The sequence below is a fragment of the Bradyrhizobium sp. 63_E2_N1_3 genome, assembly GCF_052076005.1.
Lineage (GTDB): Bacteria > Pseudomonadota > Alphaproteobacteria > Rhizobiales > Xanthobacteraceae > Bradyrhizobium > Bradyrhizobium barranii.
The window spans coordinates 6256181-6271786 of the sequence record NZ_CP197235.1 but is presented as its reverse complement, the minus strand read 5'-3'; the positions used below and the strand labels follow the sequence as shown (position 1 = coordinate 6271786).

Genomic DNA, 15606 nt, shown 5'->3' with positions numbered 1-15606 from the left:
CTCCCTGTTCTGTTCTTGTCTGTCAAAGCCGGTAGACGCGCGTTGCCGTCGTCCCGAAAATTGCGTCCTGCTGCTCGGTCGTCAGCCTCGCGGCTGCGGCACGAAAGGCGTCGACGAGCTCCCGATAGCTGGTCCACAATTTCTCGATCGGAAAATTGGAGCCAAACAGGCAGCGCTCCGCGCCGAAAATCGCGACGGTATCGGTAAGGACGGCCGCGATGTGTGCGGGATCGTTGCGATGGATGAAGGTGCCGAGCCCGGAGAGTTTTGAGACCACGTTCGGACAGACCGCGAGCCGGGCCATCCCGGCGCGCCAGGCGGCCCGGCCCGCCGGCGAGAGGTCTTCCAGCATGCCGGCATGCTGGAGGATGAAGGTCACCCTGGGGCAGGACTCGGCGAGTTGCGCCGCGTCCGGCATCTGCGGCGTGAAGACCTGGAGGTCAAAGCTCCAGCCGTAGTCGGCCAGGCGTGCGATGTTGCGGCGGACCATGGGATGGACGCAGAGATCGGGCTTGGCCGCGAAGCGATAGAGCGGATTGTCGTGCCAGTGCAGCTGCATGCGCACGCCGCGCACGAGCGGGTAGCGCTTCAGGCGATCGAGTTGCGGGCGCACGTCGTCGACGGCGAAATCGGCGTAGGCGACGATGGCATGCGGCCAGCCGTGCTCGTCGGCAGTCTGTTGGACCCAGGCGGCTTCATCCTCGAAACGGTCGTTGGCCCAGTTGGTCTGGACATAGACCGAACGGGTGACGCCGGTGTCCTTGAGGTCGTCGAGATATTCCCGGATCGGATAATCGCGACGGATCGGCTCGTAGGGTCCAAAGATGCGCGGCTGCATTGGGCCGGTCAGCCAGGGCAGGTCGGCCTGCCGCCAGATGTGATGATGGCCGTCGACAATGTCGCTCACGCCGCTCTCCTCCGTCCCAACGTCAGAATGTGCGCGACAATCGACGCGCTTGAACCGCCATCCACGAGATCATCGACGAAGCGCTCTATGGCCACCAGCGCCTCGGTCTGCGGGCGGAAGTCCGGGCCCGTCGCGAGCGGCGTCAGCCAGCTCACGCGCCAGGCGCGCCGCGACAGCTTTGCGACCGCGTCGCGTAACGCATGGACTTCGCCGCGCTCCAGCCCGTCCGACACGACGACGACGGCCGCGCCTCGCGCGTAACCACCGAACCGCGGCACCGCGAGGAAGGCTTGCAGCGCGTCGCCGATGCGGGTGCCGCCATCCCAGTCGCTGACGAGGTGCGCCGCCGCGCTCAGCGCCTGCTCGCGACGCTTGAGGCGCAATGGGCGGGTGACGCGGGTCAGCCGCGTGCCGAAGGTGAAGACCTCGACATTGGGCGCGGCCTGTACCAGCGCATGCGCGAGCTTCATGTTCTCCTCGGTGCGCGTCTTCATCGAGCCGGAGACGTCAATCAGCAGCAGGAGTTTTCGTCGGCGCGGGCGCCGCTTCAGGTGCCCGAGCCGCAGGATCTCGCCGTCGTTCCGGACACACTCGCGCAGGGTTCGGCGAAGGTCGGCAAACGGCCCGCGGCGGGCGCGCATGCGCCGGTGGCCGCGACGCTGCGGCAGGCGCCGGGAGGCCTCGCGCGCCAGGCGGCGGAGCGCGTCGGTGGCGGAGAGCTGGGCGAAGCGGCGCTCCACCAGCGCCTCGGTGCGCGTCGCACTGAGGCCGGATTCGTTGGCTTCGTCGGAAAACAGGGGGTCCTGTTCGCCGCGGCCCTCTTCCTGGAGCCGGACAGTCTCGTCGTCCTCGCCGTCATCGACATGTTCGATGGCTTCGCTGCCGCGGAAGTGCAGGTCGAACAGCCGGTCGAAGGTCGTGCGGCGCTCGGGTGGCGGGGCGAGCGTGGCCAGAGCCGATTGCCTGATGTCGTTGAGGTCGCGCGGCCCGAGCAGCTCGATCGCGGCGAGATAGGAGGTGGTCTGCTCGGGCGCGACGGCAAAGCCGTTGGCGCGCAGCAGCGCGACGAAGGAGACGAAGATGCGGGCGGCGCGCGGAAGCTCCGGCTCGGTGCTCATGCGGTTGCCTCCGCGAGCATGACGTCGAGCCGTGGCGAGATGAAGTGCAGGTCTTCCTCGTCTTTCAGCGCCACGCCGATCGAGCGCCTGAAGGCGTCGGGCCAGCGCGCACCGCCCTTGTGAAGGAGCGTCGCCGCTTCAGCCCAGTCGACGGCTTCCGCGATGCCTGGTGCCTTGCTGAGCGGCTCGCGGCGCAATTTGCCGACGGCCGCGACGACGGCCCGCGCGGTCGCCTCGGCGACGCTGGAGGCCCGCAGCATCACGATACGCGCCTCCCGCTCTTCGGTGGGATAGTCGATCCAGTGGTAGACACAGCGGCGGCGCAAGGCTTCGTGCAGGTCGCGCGTTCGATTCGATGTCAGCACGACGACAGGACGTTCGGCCGCGCGCACTGTGCCGCGTTCGGGGATCGAAATCTGGAAGTCCGAGAGAAATTCGAGCAGGAACGCCTCAAACTCCTGGTCGGCGCGGTCGATTTCATCGATCAGCAGCACGGTGGAGTCGGGCGCGCGAAGCGTCGCCAGCATCGGCCGCTCTATCAGAAACGTCTCGCCATAGATGTCGATGCTCTCGTCGCCAGCCTGGCGGATCGCGAGCATCTGGCGTGGATAGTTCCACTCGTAGAGCGCGGCCGAGGCGTCGATGCCCTCGTAGCATTGCAGGCGAATGAGGCGGCGGCCGAGGACGGCGGCGATGGCCTTCGCGGCCTCGGTCTTGCCGACGCCGGGGGCGCCCTCGAGCAGGAGCGGTTTGCCGAGGGCAAGGCCGAGATAGGCCGCGGTCGCGAGCCCTTCATCGGCGAGGTAATAGGCCGCCCGAAGCGCCTTCTCCAGCGCTTCGGGGCTGTCGATGCCAACGATGTTGCTGCGAACTGCCATGGCCAGTCTCAGCGTCGCGCCTGTGGCCGCGCGCCGCCCTGGGTCTTGATCGCGCGCAGCACCTTTTCCGGCGTAATCGGCAGATCGTCGATGCGGACGCCGACGGCGTTGAAAATCGCATTCGCGACAGCCGGCAGCACAGGATTGGCGCACATTTCGCCCGGTCCCTTGGCGCCGAACGGGCCATCTGGCGCGGGGCGCTCCAGCACGGCGATATCGTGCGGGCAAATGTCGCCCGGGCCGGGCATCAGGTATTCGACGAAGTCGCGGGGGCCGTGAACGGGGTCGGGATAGTGAGGCTCCGTCGTCTCGTACAGCGCGTGGCTGATGCCCATCCACGCGCCGCCCACGAGCTGCTGCTCGACCAGGCGCGGATTGAGCGCGCGGCCGAGCTCATAGGCGGAGTCCATGCGGACCATCGCGACTTCACCGGTCTCGTCGTCGACCTCGACCTCCGCCACGAGACAGGCATGGGCGTAGCAGGTCGCCGGAGACATCTCGCCGGTTTCGGGGTCGACGTTGGACAGGGGCACGAGGAATATGCCGCGGCCGGAGATGGTCTTGCCCTGCTTGAACTGGGCGGCGATGGCGACGTCCTTGGTCGAGATCGAGCGATGCGGCGCACCCTTGACGTGAATGTTACCGCGCCCGTCAGTTTCGAGATCGGCGGCGTTGACCTCGAGCTCCTCGGCGGCCGCCTCCATCATCACACCGCGCGCCTCGCGCGCCGCGGCCATCACCGCATTGCCGACGCGATGGGTGCCGCGCGAGGCGAAGGAGCCCATGCAATGCGGACCGGTGTCGGAATCCGCAGTGTCGACATAGACGTCCTCGACAGGAACGCCCAGCGTCTCCGCGCAAATCTGCCGCGTCACCGACTTCATGCCCTGGCCAAGGTCGATCGACGACAGCGCCACCGTGAACTTGCCGCTCGGGTTGGAATGAACCAACGCCTGGCTGGGATCGCCGCCGAGATTCATGCCGATGGGATAGTTGATCGACGCCATGCCGCGTCCGCGATGCCGGGTCATCAGCGTCTCCTGGTGCCGAACACGGAGGAGAAGCGGGGCGCGCCATGCGAGGGCGCGGCCGGCCGCGGTGGAGGTGGCGACGGCGCGGGGGGCGGCGGCTCGCGCGGTGGTTCGCGGGTGACGGTGGGTGGGAGCCGGTCATAGCTGGTGCGCTGCTGGACTGGCGCGGCCGGCCGGCTGCGCGAATCCGTCGGTGTCGGCGGGATAACGGCACGGCTGCCGCCGCCGTCCTTGCGCGACGACGCTCGCTTGAACTCCTCTCGGATCGGCCATTTCGCCTTCTCGGCGGCGACCTGGACGCATTCGATCAGTGCGGTGTTCTTGGCTTCACGCCGATGCGCCTTCATGTCGCCGTCGCGATAGGCATTGAGGATCCGGAACTCCATCGGGTCCATGCCGACGAGGTTCGCCAGCTTGTCCATCTGGCACTCGATCGCAAAATCCATCGCGGTGACGCCGAAACCGCGCATCGCCGTCGCGGGCGTCCGGTTGGTGAAGACGCAATAGACGTCGCCATAGACATTGGGGATAGTGTATGGCCCGGGCAGATGCGCGGCGCATTTCACGGCGGCGTAGCTGGAAAGCCTCGTATAGGCGCCGCTGTCGAAATAGGCGCGGATTTTTCGCGCGATGACACGGCCATCCCGCATCACGCCGTCCTTGATGTAGATGCGCTCGGCCCCGCGGGGCGGGCCGTACTGCATCTCCTCCTCGCGGCCGAACACATAGCGGACGGGACGCCCGGTCAGCATCGCGCCCAGGATCGCGAGCGGCTCGGTCAGCGTATCCACCTTGCCGCCAAAGCCGCCGCCGACCGTGCCGCCGATGAAGTGAAAGGTGTTGGAAGGCAGGTCCAGGATCTTGGCGCAGGTGTCGACCGAGAAGAACAGCGCCTGCGTCGAGGTGTAGACGACGTAGCGCCCGTTGGTGTCGGGCGCAGCGATCGCGCCATTGGTTTCGGTCGGCGCGTGCTCGATCGGAGACATCTGGTAGCGCTGTTCGAGCACGTGGTCGGCGGTCGCGAGCGCGGCGTCGGCATCGCCGAAGCGCAGCTTCTGGTGATCATGGACGTCGTGATAGATGAAGGCGTTCTTCGGATAGGTCTCGTTGACGACGGGCGCCCCGGCCTTGAGCGCGTCCTCGACGTCGAGCACGACCGGCAGCGGCTCGTAGTCGATCCGCACCTTTGCGATCGCCTCGAACGCCTCGCGCTCGCTGTCCGCGACGATGGCGACGACCGGTTCACCCTTGTAGCGGACCTTGTCCGCCGCCAGCGTAGGCTCGTCGTCCTTGCCAAAGTTGATGAGGCTGAGAAGCGTGTTGAGATTGCGCGGCACGTCGGCGCCGCGGATGATCCGGCGTACGCCGGGCGAGCGTTCGGCTTCCGTGGTGTCGATATGGCGCAACCGCGCGTGCGCCTGCGTCGAGCGGACCACTTTCAGATGCAGCATGCCCTGAAGCTTGTGATCGTTGAAATAGCTCGACGTGCCCGTGACATGGCCGAGCATGTCCTGGCGCTGGGTGCCCTTGCCGATCTCATTGAGATTGTCGTCGCGCTCGTCGGCGAAGATGTCCTTGCGCAGTTCCAGCATGACAAGATCCTTTAGGCACTGGCCCGGCCGCCCGAAGCGGCGAGGATGGCATCGATGATGGGTTCGTAGCCGGTGCAGCGGCAGATGTTGCCGGAGATCGCCTCGACGACCTCAGCGCGGCTAGGCTGCGGATTGCGATCGAGCAGCGCCTTTGCGGCCATCAGCATGCCCGGCGTGCAATAGCCGCATTGGGCGGCGAAATTGTCGGCGAAGGCACGCTGGAGCGGATGCAGGTTCGGGCCCTGCTTGAGGCCGTCGAGCGTCTCGACCGATCGGCCGGCGACGGTTTCCGCCAGCGTCAGGCATGACAGGTGCAACTCGCCGTCGATCAGCACACTGCAGGTGCCACAGCCGCCCTGGCCGCAGCCGAATTTCGGCGTCATATCGCCGATCAGTTCGCGCAGAGCCACCAGCAGATTGGTGCCGCCATCGACGAAGATCGCGACGTCGCGGCCGTTATGACGAAATTGCAGGGCGGTTTTGGCCATGACGAGCTATTCCTGACCCGAGAGGAGACGGCGCAGATGGACGCCGGCGATCTCGCGGCGATACCAGGCGCTGCCGAGCGCATTGTCGAAGGGGGAGGCGCCCTCGGTGACGGCGGACGCCGCCGCTCCGATGGTCGCGGCATCCAGCGAACGACCCTCGAGCACACGCTCGGCGGCGCGTGCCCGAATCTGGGTCGGCGCCATCGAGCCCAGCGCGATCCGTGCCCCGGCGATCCGTCCGCCGCTGATCGGCAGATGGGCTGCGAGCGTAATGACGGAGCCGCCCTTTGGCTTGATACGAGCGACCTTGTGGTAGCGGAAGGCGTCCGCGCTCGCCGGCCGTGCGCAGGACACCGAGAGCACCAGCGTGCCGGCCTGCCGCTCGCGCGACTGCAAGAACTCTTCGATGGCGATGTCGCGCGTGCCAAAGCCGCCCTGCACGGCGACGGTGGCATCGAGCGCAAGCAGCGCCACCGTGAAGTCGCCATAGGGACTTGGCGCGAACAGGTTGCCCCCGACCGTGCCCATGTTGCGCACCGCGGGTCCGCCGATCGAGCGGGCAGGGGCGTGCAGGAAGCCGAGGTCGCGCTCGGCGAGGATTTTTGCGAAGGTGATGCCGGCTCCGAGCGTCACGCGCGGGCCCGACGCGTCGATCCGGGTCAGGGCTTGGTCGCTGGCGCGGATGACGGTCGAGACGGAGACGTCACCCTCGTTCAGCGCCCGCATCACCAGCGTGCCGCCGCCGAGATAGCGTGCGCCGCGATCTGCCGACAGCGCGCCGGCCGCTTCGCTGGTGCTGGCAAAAGTCTTCACTGTCACGGCCATTGCTATGCCGCCTCCTTCAGGTGCCGGCGGATTGCCTCGAAGCCGGCTTGATAGATGTCTTCCGCGACCATGTGGACGATGCGATCGCGGTCCTCCGGCCGGGTGCTGAAGCGCGACTCCCAGTGCCAGAAGGTGCGGTCGCCGTCGGTCACCGGCAGCAGCCGGACGTGCGCCACGTAGTTGAACATCGGCACCGGCGTATCGAGCAGGCAATAGCTGAAGGTCTGCTCGAGATCGGAGAGCGCCAGCAATTGCTCGCGCAGCTCCGATCCGTCCTGCAGCTTGAAGCGCCTGACACAGCCGATCTTGTCAGGAGAGTGCGCGCGCTCGATCGTGGAGGTCGCGACCGCCGGATGCCAGCGATCGTGTCCGTTGAAATCGCGCAGCACGTCCCACACCGCATCGGTCGGTGCATCCAGGATCGTGCTTTTCACGATATGCGGCACGGAGCTCACCCTCCGAACTGGCGCTTGAGGGCGTCGAAGCCGCCCTGGAACACGCCGCCGCCGATATTGCCGACGAGCTCCGCTTCCCGTTCGGGTGCGCAGTCGAACTCGGCGGTCCATTCCATGAAGGTCTGGTCGCCGTCGGTGACCGGCGTCAGCCGTAACGTCGCGACGTAGTTCTCGACGCCCATGGGGGATTCCAGGATCGAATAGGTGCAGAACATGTCGTAGTCGGAAAGGCCGAGCAGCTTCTCGCGGATGCGGTCGCCGTTGCGCAGGCGAAAATCCCTGACACAGCCGATCTTGTCCGAGGGCTCGCCGCCCTCGATGCGGCTTTCCGCGATCGCGGGATGCCAGTTCGGCATGCCGTTGAAGTCGCGCACCCGCGCCCAGACGCGATCATTGCGCGCATTGACGACGGTTGAGACATAGACGCGGGCCATGATGTGACCTCAGCTCTTCTTCCGGGGGCTGCGCTCCGCGGGCGGCTCGCCCTCGGTGGAAGGCGAGGGAGCTGCAGCCGGCTTCTCGCCGCCTCCGCCTCCACCGCCGCCCTTGCGGGCGGACTCCTTGATGCCTTGCATGTCGCGGGCCTCGCGGATCAGGCCCGGCATCTTGGCGAGGCTGCCGCCCTCGACGCCGATATCCGCCAGAAGCGAATCGATGAGCGGCGCCTGCACGCGGTAGCGTAGCGCCGAGTCGATCACCTCGTCGGTGGCGCTGCGGCCGCCATTGCCACCATGGCCGTTGCCGTTGAGGCCGTCGACCTGGAGGATGCGGATGCCCTCGATCTTCTCCATCGGCTTGACGCTCTCGCGCACGATGCCTTCGATGCGGTCGAGCAGCTTTCTGCGGAATAGGGAGTAGCGGGCTTGGTCGGTCAGCACGTTCTCGGCCTCGTTGAGCAGCCGCTGCGCCTCGGCTTCCACGGCCGCGCGAACGCGCTCGGCTTCGGCTGCAATTCGGGTTTCCTCGGCCTGCTTCTCGGCGATCACGATTTCCACGCTCTTGCGACGCCTGGCGATCTCGTTTTCACGTGCGGTGATGACGCGCTCGGTGGCCTCCGTCGCATGTATCCGCGCTTCCTCGGCCGAGGCCCGGGCGGCGGATTCTTCCAGCGACTTCAGGTGGATCGCGATCGCCTTCTCCATCAGAACGGTCTCGACCTCTTTCTCGCGATTGACTTCGAGCTTCCGCAACTCGCGCTCACGGCCGATGCGGGCCTCATCCAGGCCGCGGTCGGAGGCAATGCGGGCGCGCTCGACCTCCTCGCGTGCGGCAATCTCGGCTTCCTGGAGCGACTGGACGCGGGCGACCTCGAGTTGCTCGATCGAGCGGCGGCGTTCGATCCGCGCCGCCTCCAGCGCCTGCTCGCGCGAGACGTCGGTGGTCTCGACGTCCTTGCGTGCGACGATCTCGGCCTGCTTGACCTGGCGGTCGGCGTCGATGCGTTCCGAGCGCTTGGTGGAGAGCGCGATGACGCGGTCTTCGTCCGCGATCTCGATTGCCTTCTTCTGCTCGATATTGAGCACTTCGCGCTTCTTGGACGAATTGATCCGCTCGGACTCCAGCGCGAGATCGACGCCGATGCGCTGGCGCTCGATTACGTCGCGACGCTTGAGGTCGGCTGCCTCGACTGCGGCGGTCCGCTCGATCTCCAGCGCCTTGGTCTCCCTGTCGGCCTGGATCCGCTCGGCCGCGATCGCCTTCTCCTGCGCGATGCGCGCGGCCTCGATCGCTTCGCGGGAGGCGATATCGGCTTCCTCGACGGCGCGGTTGCGGGCGATCTCGAGCGAACGAACTCGTTCCTCCTGGGCGATACGGGTGGCTTCCGTCGCCTCGCGTGCCGCGATTCCCGCGACGTCGAGTGCCTGGTTCCGCTCGATCTCCAATTGCCGCGTATTCTGCTCAGCGGCGATGCGCTCGGCGGCAAGTGTCCGCTCACGGGCGATGCGCGCGGCCTCGACCGCGCGCTGGGCCTCGATCTCGGCTTCCTGGATCGTGCGCACCTGCTGGATCTCAAGCGCGCGGGTGCGCTCGTCTGACGCGATGCGCTCGACATTGACAATCATGGTCTGGGCGATGCGGGCCTTTTCGGTCGCTTCGCGGGCGGCGATCTCGGCTTCGTCCACGGCGCGGGTCCGCTCGATCTCGCGGCGCCGTGTCTCTTCCTCGTTGGCAATACGGGCGTCGGTCACCACCCGGTCCTGCTGGATACGCGCTTTCTCGATCGCCTCGCGGGCGGCGATCTCGGCTTCTTCGATAGTACGCATCCGCTCGATTTCGCGCTGGCGCACCTCGCGCTCAGAGGCGATGCGGCTGGTGTCGATCGAGCGCTGGTTGGCGATCCGGGTCTTCTCGATCTCCTCGCGGGCGAGCAATTCCTTCTCTTCGATGGTGCGGGTGCGCTCGATCTCCCGTTGGCGCGTCTCGCGCTCCGAGGCGATGCGGGCTTCCGCGATCGCCTGGTCGTTGGCGATGCGTGCCTTCTCGATGGTCTCCCGCGCGGAAATCTGCGCCTGCTCGGCCTCGGTCTCGCGCAGGGCCCGCTCACGCGCGACCTCGGTGCGTTGCAGGGCGCGGCGCATCTCGATGTCACGCTCCTGCTCGAGGCGCGCCGTCTCACTTTCGCGCTCGATCTCGAGGGCCTGTCGCTCGGCCTCCAGATTCCGGGAGCGGATCTTGATCATCGAATCCTGCTCGATGTCGTTGCGCAGCTTGCGCTTGGCCTCGATGTCCTCCATCAGGCGTGTCAGACCTTCGGCGTCGAAGCGGTTCGAGGGATTGAAGAATTCGAGATCGGTCTGGTCGAGATCGGTGATCGCGACGGACTCCAGCTCGAGTCCGTTCTGAGCGAGGGCCTCGGCCGCGTTCGCCTTGACGCGGGCCACATACTCGCCGCGTTGCTCGTGCATCTGTTCCAGGGTCATCTCCGAGGCAATCGAACGGATCGCGGAGATGAATTTGCCGGCGAGCAGGGTGTGGAGCTTCTCGGGCTCCATGGTGCGGCGGCCGAGCGTGGCGGCGGCGATGGACACGGCTTCGCGGGTCGCCTGAACGCGGACATAGAAGTCGGCCTCGATGTCGACGCGCATGCGGTCCCGGGTGATCACGGCGTCCTGCCGGGAGCGCACGATGCCCATCGGCTGCACGTTCATGTTGACCGGCGTGTAGTCGTGGATGAAGGGCAGCACGAACGCGCCGCCGTTGATCACGACGCGCTCGCCGAGCAGGCCGGTCCGGACGAATGAGGTCTCCTTGGACGAGCGATGGTAGAGCCAGTTCACGATGTAGACGCCGACCACGATCACCACGATGGCGACGATCAGCCAGAGGATCAATTCACCGACCAGAGTCCCTGACATATTTCCCTCCCTCGACCTTCCGGCGTTATCGCGCGCCGATCGCCTTGAATTTGCGTACCTGATCCGTCAGCGCCCGCTCGACCGGCAGCCGCTCCATCGAGGAGGCGCCGTAAAAGCCGTGGCAGTAGCGGGTGTTCTTCATGATGAAATCGGCGTCGTCCGGATCGGCGATCGGTCCGCCGTGGGCGAGCACCAGAATGTCCGGATTGACGCTGAGCGCGGCGGAGGCCCAGGTGTCGATGCGCGCCGGGCAATCCTTGAGCTTCGGCGCGGTCTGCGCGCCGATGGTGCCCCCGGTCGTCAGGCCGAGGTGACAGACGATGATATCCGCGCCCGCGATCGCCATCGCGGCGGCTTCCTTCTCGGTAAAGACGTAGGGCGTCGTCAGCAGGTCCTTCTCGCGCGCCTTGGCGATCATGTCGATCTCGAGCGCGTAGGACATGCCGGTCTCTTCGAGATTGGCGCGGAACACGCCGTCGATCAGGCCGACGGTCGGAAAGTTCTGCACGCCGGCGAAACCGAGCGCCTTCAACTGGTCCAGGAAAACGTCCATGTCGCGGAACGGATCCGTGCCATTGACTCCAGCGAGCACTGGCGTTTTGGTCACGACGGGCAGCACTTCGCCGGCCATCTCCAGCACGATGGCGTTGGCGTCGCCATAAGCCATCAATCCCGCAAGCGAGCCGCGGCCGGCCATGCGATAGCGGCCGGAATTGTAGATGACGATGAGATCGACGCCACCGGCTTCCTCGCACTTGGCCGACAGGCCGGTGCCGGCGCCGCCGCCGATGATGGGCTCGCCGCGCTTTGCCATGTCGCGGAAGCGTTTCAACAGTTCTGCGCGTTCAAACCGGGCCATCGGTCACCTCGCTAGTCTCCGGCGCGCCCCGGTGCGGCCGAACAAGGTCCGGAACGCGCTGACGATGGTGGAGGCGAACTCGGGATCGTTGATGTTCTTGGGGACGCGGATGAGCTGACGGTTGGCGGTCTGCCGCACGTTCCGCTCCAGCGCACGGAACAGCGCCGCATCGGCATCGGGATCCCAGAATGGCTGTCCTCGCGCGTCGAGCGCGGAGACGCCGCCCTCGGGCAGGAAGAAGCGCACCGGGCCGTCCATCTGGTTGAGCCGATCGGCGATCCAGCGGCCCATGCGTTCGTTTTCCTCGGCCGTGGTCCGCATCAGGGTGACCTGGGGGTTGTGGACGTGGAATTTGCGGCCGCGGTAGCGCTCGGGAATGGTGTCCGGGGCGCCGAAATTCACCATGTCGAGCGCGCCCACCGAGCCGACATAGGGCAGGCGGCTGCGGATGATGGCGCCGAAGCGGTCGTCGGTTGCCGGGAACACGCCACCCATCAGGAGATCGCAGATTTCCGTGGTGGTGAGATCGATGACGCCGGCGATCTGCCCGGAATCGACGAGCTTCTCCATTGAGCGGCCGCCAACGCCGGTGGCGTGGAAGACGAGGCACTCAAAATCCTCGCGCAGGTCGGCCGCGATCTTCTGGACCGCCGGCGTGGTGACGCCGAACATGGTGATGCCGACCGACGGCAATGCGCCGTCGCCGCCATCCTTCTGCGCGTGCTGATCGAGCCGCGCCCTGACCATGCCGGCCAGCGCATGGGCGCCATTGGCGAGCACGGCACGCGAGATCGAGTTGAGGCCCTGCACGTCAGTGACCGAATGCATCATGGTGATGTCGGCCGGGCCGACATAGGGCCCGACGTCGCCGGAGGCGACGGAGGAGATGATCAGCTTGGGCACTCCGACGGGGAGGGTCCGCATCCCCGGCGCGACCAGTGACGCTGCGCCCGAGCCGCCCGCCGAAATCACGCCGGCAATATTGTTCTGGCGTCGCAGCCAGCTGGCGAAGGCCTCGGCCATCGCGGTGACGGCGGCGCCGCGGTCGGGTCCGAACACCGCCGATCCGCCGCGCCCATGGTTCAAGGCGATCTCCTGGGCCGAGACGTCGCTGGTTGCGTGCCGGCCGCTGGTGGAGACATCGACCAGTCGCGTGCGCAGGCCGCTCCCGGCGATGATGTCGCGGATGAAGCGAAGCTCCGTGCCCTTGGTGTCGAGCGTGCCGACGACGAGCACGACCGGGGGTCCCTGCGTTTGCGCCGCGACCGGCTCGCGCCGGCGCCGGGCGGTCTCGTCGAGACGCGCTACCTGTGTCGAGAGCGTGCGGGCGGCGGCCTCGATGCGGGCGATCGGGACCGGCTGCGACCAGCGGGTGGGCGGTGTCGGGTTGGAGATGTAGACACGGATCGGGCCGCCTGGACGGGACGGCTGCGGTGCGGCCTTCGCCCCGGTGCCTGCCGCCGGCATGTCGACGGCGGGCTCGAGCTCGGCGTGGAGGCCGACGCCGAGCAGGCGCTGCTGCAACCCCCGGTCCGCGGCAAGGCGCGCGGAATCGATGATGCGGTTGATGCGGCCGTTGACCATGATCGCGACGTTGCGCGAGACGGCCGTGGCCACACCGATGTTCTGCTCGATCACGAGCACGGACATGTCGCCGTCCTCGCCAAGCCCTACCAGCATCTCCTCGACCTGGGCGACGATGACGGGCGCAAGCCCCTCGGTCGGCTCGTCCATGATCAGGAGCTGCGGATTGGTGAGCAGCGCGCGGGAGATCGCCAGCATCTGCTGCTCGCCGCCGGAGAGTTGGCCGCCGCCATGGTCCTTGCGCTCGGCCAATCGCGGAAAGGTCTCGTAGATGCGCTCGACCGTCCAAGCCCCGCGCCGCAGGCCCGCGGCAAGCTGCAGATGCTCGTCGACGCTGAGCGAGCGCCATAGCCGCCGGCCCTGCGGCACGTAGCCGACGCCGAGCCGGGCTATGTGGGCGGGCGGCCGCCGGGTGATGTCGTCGCCGCGGACGCGGATCGAGCCGCCGCTGACCGGCACCAGCCCCATGATCGCCTTGCACAGCGTGGTCTTGCCCATGCCGTTGCGACCGACCACCGAGAATACGCCGGCTTCGAGCGTCAGGTCCACGCCCTGCAGCGCATGCGAATGCCCGTAGTAGACGTCGAGGCCGCGGACTTCGAGGGCGGCGGCGGCCGAGCGGCGGACCTCATTCATGGCCGCCTCCGAGGTAAAGCTCCTGCACCTCGGGATCGGACTCGATCTCCTGCGGCAGGCCTTCCTTGAAGATGCGCCCGTTGTGCATCATCGTGACGCTCTCGACGACGCGTAGCGCCACGTCCATGTCGTGCTCGATGATGATGTAGCCGATATGCGCCGGCAGCGAGGTCAAGATCTCGACCAGCTCGGCACGCTCGGTCGGAGACAGCCCCGCGGCCGGCTCGTCGAACAACACGAAGCGCGGCGCGCCGGCGAGCGCCAGTGCGATCTCGAGCTGGCGCTGCTGGCCATGCGCAAGCTCCGCGACGCGCTGGTCCTTCACGCCTGTGAGATGGACAGCCTGCACGAGATTATCGGCCGCGCTCATCAGTGCGTCGTTCTGTCCGGGGCGCAGGAACGAGAAGCGGCCGCGCGAGACGCCGCGGCAGGCGAGGTAGACGTTGTCCTGGACGGTGAGACCAGGAAAGAGTGCTGAGATCTGGTAGGTCCGGCGCAGGCCGCGGCGGATGCGCTCGTAGGGCGGGAAGTGGGTGACGTCCTCGCCGAAGAAACGGATGGTGCCGGAGGACGGCGGGAAATCGCCGGTGATGCAGTTGAACAGGGTGGTTTTTCCGGCACCGTTCGAGCCGAGCACCGCGCGCCGCTCGCCGGGGCGCACGGTAATGGTGACGTCGGTGAGCGCAGCCAGCGCGCCGAACAGGCGCGTCACGCCGCGAAGCTCCAGCGCCGCGCCGGCGCCGACGGCTGAGAGGCGTTGCGCTACGCTATCCATGACCGGATCCTTGACCAGATCCTCGGCCGTGACGTTCGCTTGAACGGGCCGCGCCGGATCGCTGGCGCTGTCGCCAGCTCTGCCAGAGCCCGATCACGCCGTCCGAGGACCAGAAGACGATGGCGAGGAAACCGAGGCCGATCAGCAGCCGGAAGCGGTTGCCGTCGAGCCCGAGCTTGACCAGGAAGTCGAGCGCGAAGGTGCGTAACAGCACGAAGATCAGTGCGCCGATGAACGGACCGATGGGACGCGTGATGCCGCCGACCACGGCGATGATGAGGATATCGATGCAGGCGCCGACGCTGACGGATCCCGGCGAGATCTGCCGGTAGTTCCAGACCTGGAGAACGCCGGCCAGCGCCGCGACAAAGGACGCGAAGGCGTAGGCGGCGACGCGGTGCGCATTGACGTTGAAGCCGAGCGCCGCCATGCGGCGGGGATTGTCGCGCACACCCTGCAGCGCCAGGCCGAATGGTGCGCGGGAGATGTATTCAACGACGAAGTAGCACAGCGCAGCGACCGCGAGCACGATGTAATAGAAGGGAATGTCGGCGCGCCAGTTGACGCCCCAGAAATGCGGCGTTGCAACAGTGTTGATGCCGGTATGGCCGTTGAAGATCGCCCAGTTCTGGTTGGTGAAATAATAGAAAGCCGCGCCGATCGCGAGCGTGATCATGATGGTGTAGATGCCCTCGGTGCGCACGGCCAGCGCGCCGCCAAGCGTGCCGAACAGGGTCGCGAGCGCGAGCGCCATCGGGACCGCGAGCCACCACGGCCAACCCAGGCTGATATTGGCGTTGCCGCTGACGCCGAACACCGCGACCATATAGGCGGAGAAGCCCGCGATGGTGAGCTGCATCAGGCTGACCATGCCGCCGTAGCCGGCGAGGAACATCAGGCTCAGCGCCATGATGCCGAGGATCAGCGTGGTCGCAAAGATCTCGATCAGGAAGAAGCCGTTGGCGATCAGCGGCATGATCAGGAGAATGGCCGCGACGATCCAGGCTGCAGGATTGTTGATCTCCGGCCATCCGCGCAAGGTGGGGCGCTGCGCCGCTGCGGCGGGACGAACGGTGACGTGGGCGTCGTGGGCGAGCGACAT

The 15606-nt window shown here is 67.0% G+C and carries 14 protein-coding genes; all 14 read right to left on the bottom strand.

Features of this window, described 5'->3' with window-relative positions; all coding sequences use genetic code 11:
- Nucleotides 1–22: 22 nt before the first annotated feature.
- The 14 genes from AB7531_RS30085 to AB7531_RS30020 are packed head-to-tail and all read right to left on the bottom strand — an operon-like array spanning nt 23 to nt 15606.
- Entirely contained in the window at nt 23–907 is an 885-nt protein-coding gene (locus tag AB7531_RS30085; RefSeq protein ID WP_063984348.1) for an amidohydrolase family protein, read from the bottom strand.
- Complete coding sequence (locus AB7531_RS30080; protein WP_231144503.1) at nt 904–2025, bottom strand: vWA domain-containing protein; 1122 nt, start codon at nt 2023–2025, stop codon at nt 904–906. The genes AB7531_RS30085 and AB7531_RS30080 overlap by 4 nt, the downstream gene beginning before the upstream one ends.
- Nucleotides 2022–2903: an AAA family ATPase gene (locus tag AB7531_RS30075; protein WP_063984347.1), complete on the bottom strand. Its 882-nt coding sequence runs from the start codon at nt 2901–2903 to the stop codon at nt 2022–2024. Before AB7531_RS30075 ends, AB7531_RS30080 begins: the two co-directional genes overlap by 4 nt.
- Before the next feature lie 8 nt (nt 2904–2911).
- Nucleotides 2912–3934: a xanthine dehydrogenase family protein molybdopterin-binding subunit gene (locus AB7531_RS30070; protein ID WP_014496431.1), complete on the bottom strand. Its 1023-nt coding sequence runs from the start codon at nt 3932–3934 to the stop codon at nt 2912–2914.
- The gene (locus AB7531_RS30065) at nt 3934–5526 is read right to left on the bottom strand and encodes a xanthine dehydrogenase family protein molybdopterin-binding subunit (RefSeq protein ID WP_063984346.1); all 1593 of its coding nucleotides are present in this window, start codon (nt 5524–5526) and stop codon (nt 3934–3936) included. The genes AB7531_RS30070 and AB7531_RS30065 overlap by 1 nt, the downstream gene beginning before the upstream one ends.
- A gap of 11 nt (nt 5527–5537) precedes the next feature.
- Nucleotides 5538–6014, bottom strand: coding sequence for a (2Fe-2S)-binding protein (locus AB7531_RS30060; protein WP_038941740.1), 477 nt, complete (start codon nt 6012–6014; stop codon nt 5538–5540).
- A 6-nt stretch (nt 6015–6020) separates the two neighbouring features.
- Nucleotides 6021–6839 carry an FAD binding domain-containing protein gene (locus AB7531_RS30055; protein WP_063984345.1) on the bottom strand — a complete coding sequence of 273 codons (819 nt, stop codon included), beginning with the start codon at nt 6837–6839 and terminating at the stop codon, nt 6021–6023.
- A gap of 2 nt (nt 6840–6841) precedes the next feature.
- Complete coding sequence (locus tag AB7531_RS30050) at nt 6842–7285, bottom strand: SRPBCC family protein (protein ID WP_063986523.1); 444 nt, start codon at nt 7283–7285, stop codon at nt 6842–6844.
- Nucleotides 7286–7290: 5 nt separating this feature from the next.
- The gene (locus AB7531_RS30045) at nt 7291–7728 is read right to left on the bottom strand and encodes an SRPBCC family protein (protein ID WP_014496426.1); all 438 of its coding nucleotides are present in this window, start codon (nt 7726–7728) and stop codon (nt 7291–7293) included.
- A gap of 9 nt (nt 7729–7737) precedes the next feature.
- Nucleotides 7738–10650 (bottom strand): flotillin family protein, encoded by a 2913-nt coding sequence (locus AB7531_RS30040; RefSeq protein WP_063984344.1) that lies wholly within the window; start codon nt 10648–10650, stop codon nt 7738–7740.
- Between the two features lie 25 nt (nt 10651–10675).
- A complete protein-coding gene (locus tag AB7531_RS30035; RefSeq protein ID WP_063984343.1) occupies nt 10676–11509 on the bottom strand; it encodes a phosphoenolpyruvate hydrolase family protein in 834 nt (277 codons plus the stop codon).
- Between the two features lie 3 nt (nt 11510–11512).
- Nucleotides 11513–13729: an ABC transporter permease gene (locus tag AB7531_RS30030; protein WP_063984342.1), complete on the bottom strand. Its 2217-nt coding sequence runs from the start codon at nt 13727–13729 to the stop codon at nt 11513–11515.
- On the bottom strand, nt 13722–14504 hold the full coding sequence (locus AB7531_RS30025) for an ABC transporter ATP-binding protein (protein ID WP_028147232.1): 783 nt from the start codon (nt 14502–14504) through the stop codon (nt 13722–13724). The genes AB7531_RS30030 and AB7531_RS30025 overlap by 8 nt, the downstream gene beginning before the upstream one ends.
- Nucleotides 14497–15606: a branched-chain amino acid ABC transporter permease gene (locus AB7531_RS30020; RefSeq protein WP_063984341.1), complete on the bottom strand. Its 1110-nt coding sequence runs from the start codon at nt 15604–15606 to the stop codon at nt 14497–14499. Before AB7531_RS30020 ends, AB7531_RS30025 begins: the two co-directional genes overlap by 8 nt.

Coding starts and splice junctions, on each gene's coding strand:
- AB7531_RS30080 (WP_231144503.1), bottom strand. CDS start 2,025: ATGAGCACCGAGCCGGAGCTTCCGCGCGCCGCCCGCATCTTCGTCTCC.
- AB7531_RS30075 (WP_063984347.1), bottom strand. CDS start 2,903: ATGGCAGTTCGCAGCAACATCGTTGGCATCGACAGCCCCGAAGCGCTG.
- AB7531_RS30070 (WP_014496431.1), bottom strand. CDS start 3,934: ATGACCCGGCATCGCGGACGCGGCATGGCGTCGATCAACTATCCCATC.
- AB7531_RS30065 (WP_063984346.1), bottom strand. CDS start 5,526: ATGCTGGAACTGCGCAAGGACATCTTCGCCGACGAGCGCGACGACAAT.
- AB7531_RS30060 (WP_038941740.1), bottom strand. CDS start 6,014: ATGGCCAAAACCGCCCTGCAATTTCGTCATAACGGCCGCGACGTCGCG.
- AB7531_RS30055 (WP_063984345.1), bottom strand. CDS start 6,839: ATGGCCGTGACAGTGAAGACTTTTGCCAGCACCAGCGAAGCGGCCGGC.
- AB7531_RS30045 (WP_014496426.1), bottom strand. CDS start 7,728: ATGGCCCGCGTCTATGTCTCAACCGTCGTCAATGCGCGCAATGATCGC.
- AB7531_RS30040 (WP_063984344.1), bottom strand. CDS start 10,650: ATGTCAGGGACTCTGGTCGGTGAATTGATCCTCTGGCTGATCGTCGCC.
- AB7531_RS30035 (WP_063984343.1), bottom strand. CDS start 11,509: ATGGCCCGGTTTGAACGCGCAGAACTGTTGAAACGCTTCCGCGACATG.
- AB7531_RS30030 (WP_063984342.1), bottom strand. CDS start 13,729: ATGAATGAGGTCCGCCGCTCGGCCGCCGCCGCCCTCGAAGTCCGCGGC.
- AB7531_RS30025 (WP_028147232.1), bottom strand. CDS start 14,504: ATGGATAGCGTAGCGCAACGCCTCTCAGCCGTCGGCGCCGGCGCGGCG.
- AB7531_RS30020 (WP_063984341.1), bottom strand. CDS start 15,606: ATGTCGCTCGCCCACGACGCCCACGTCACCGTTCGTCCCGCCGCAGCG.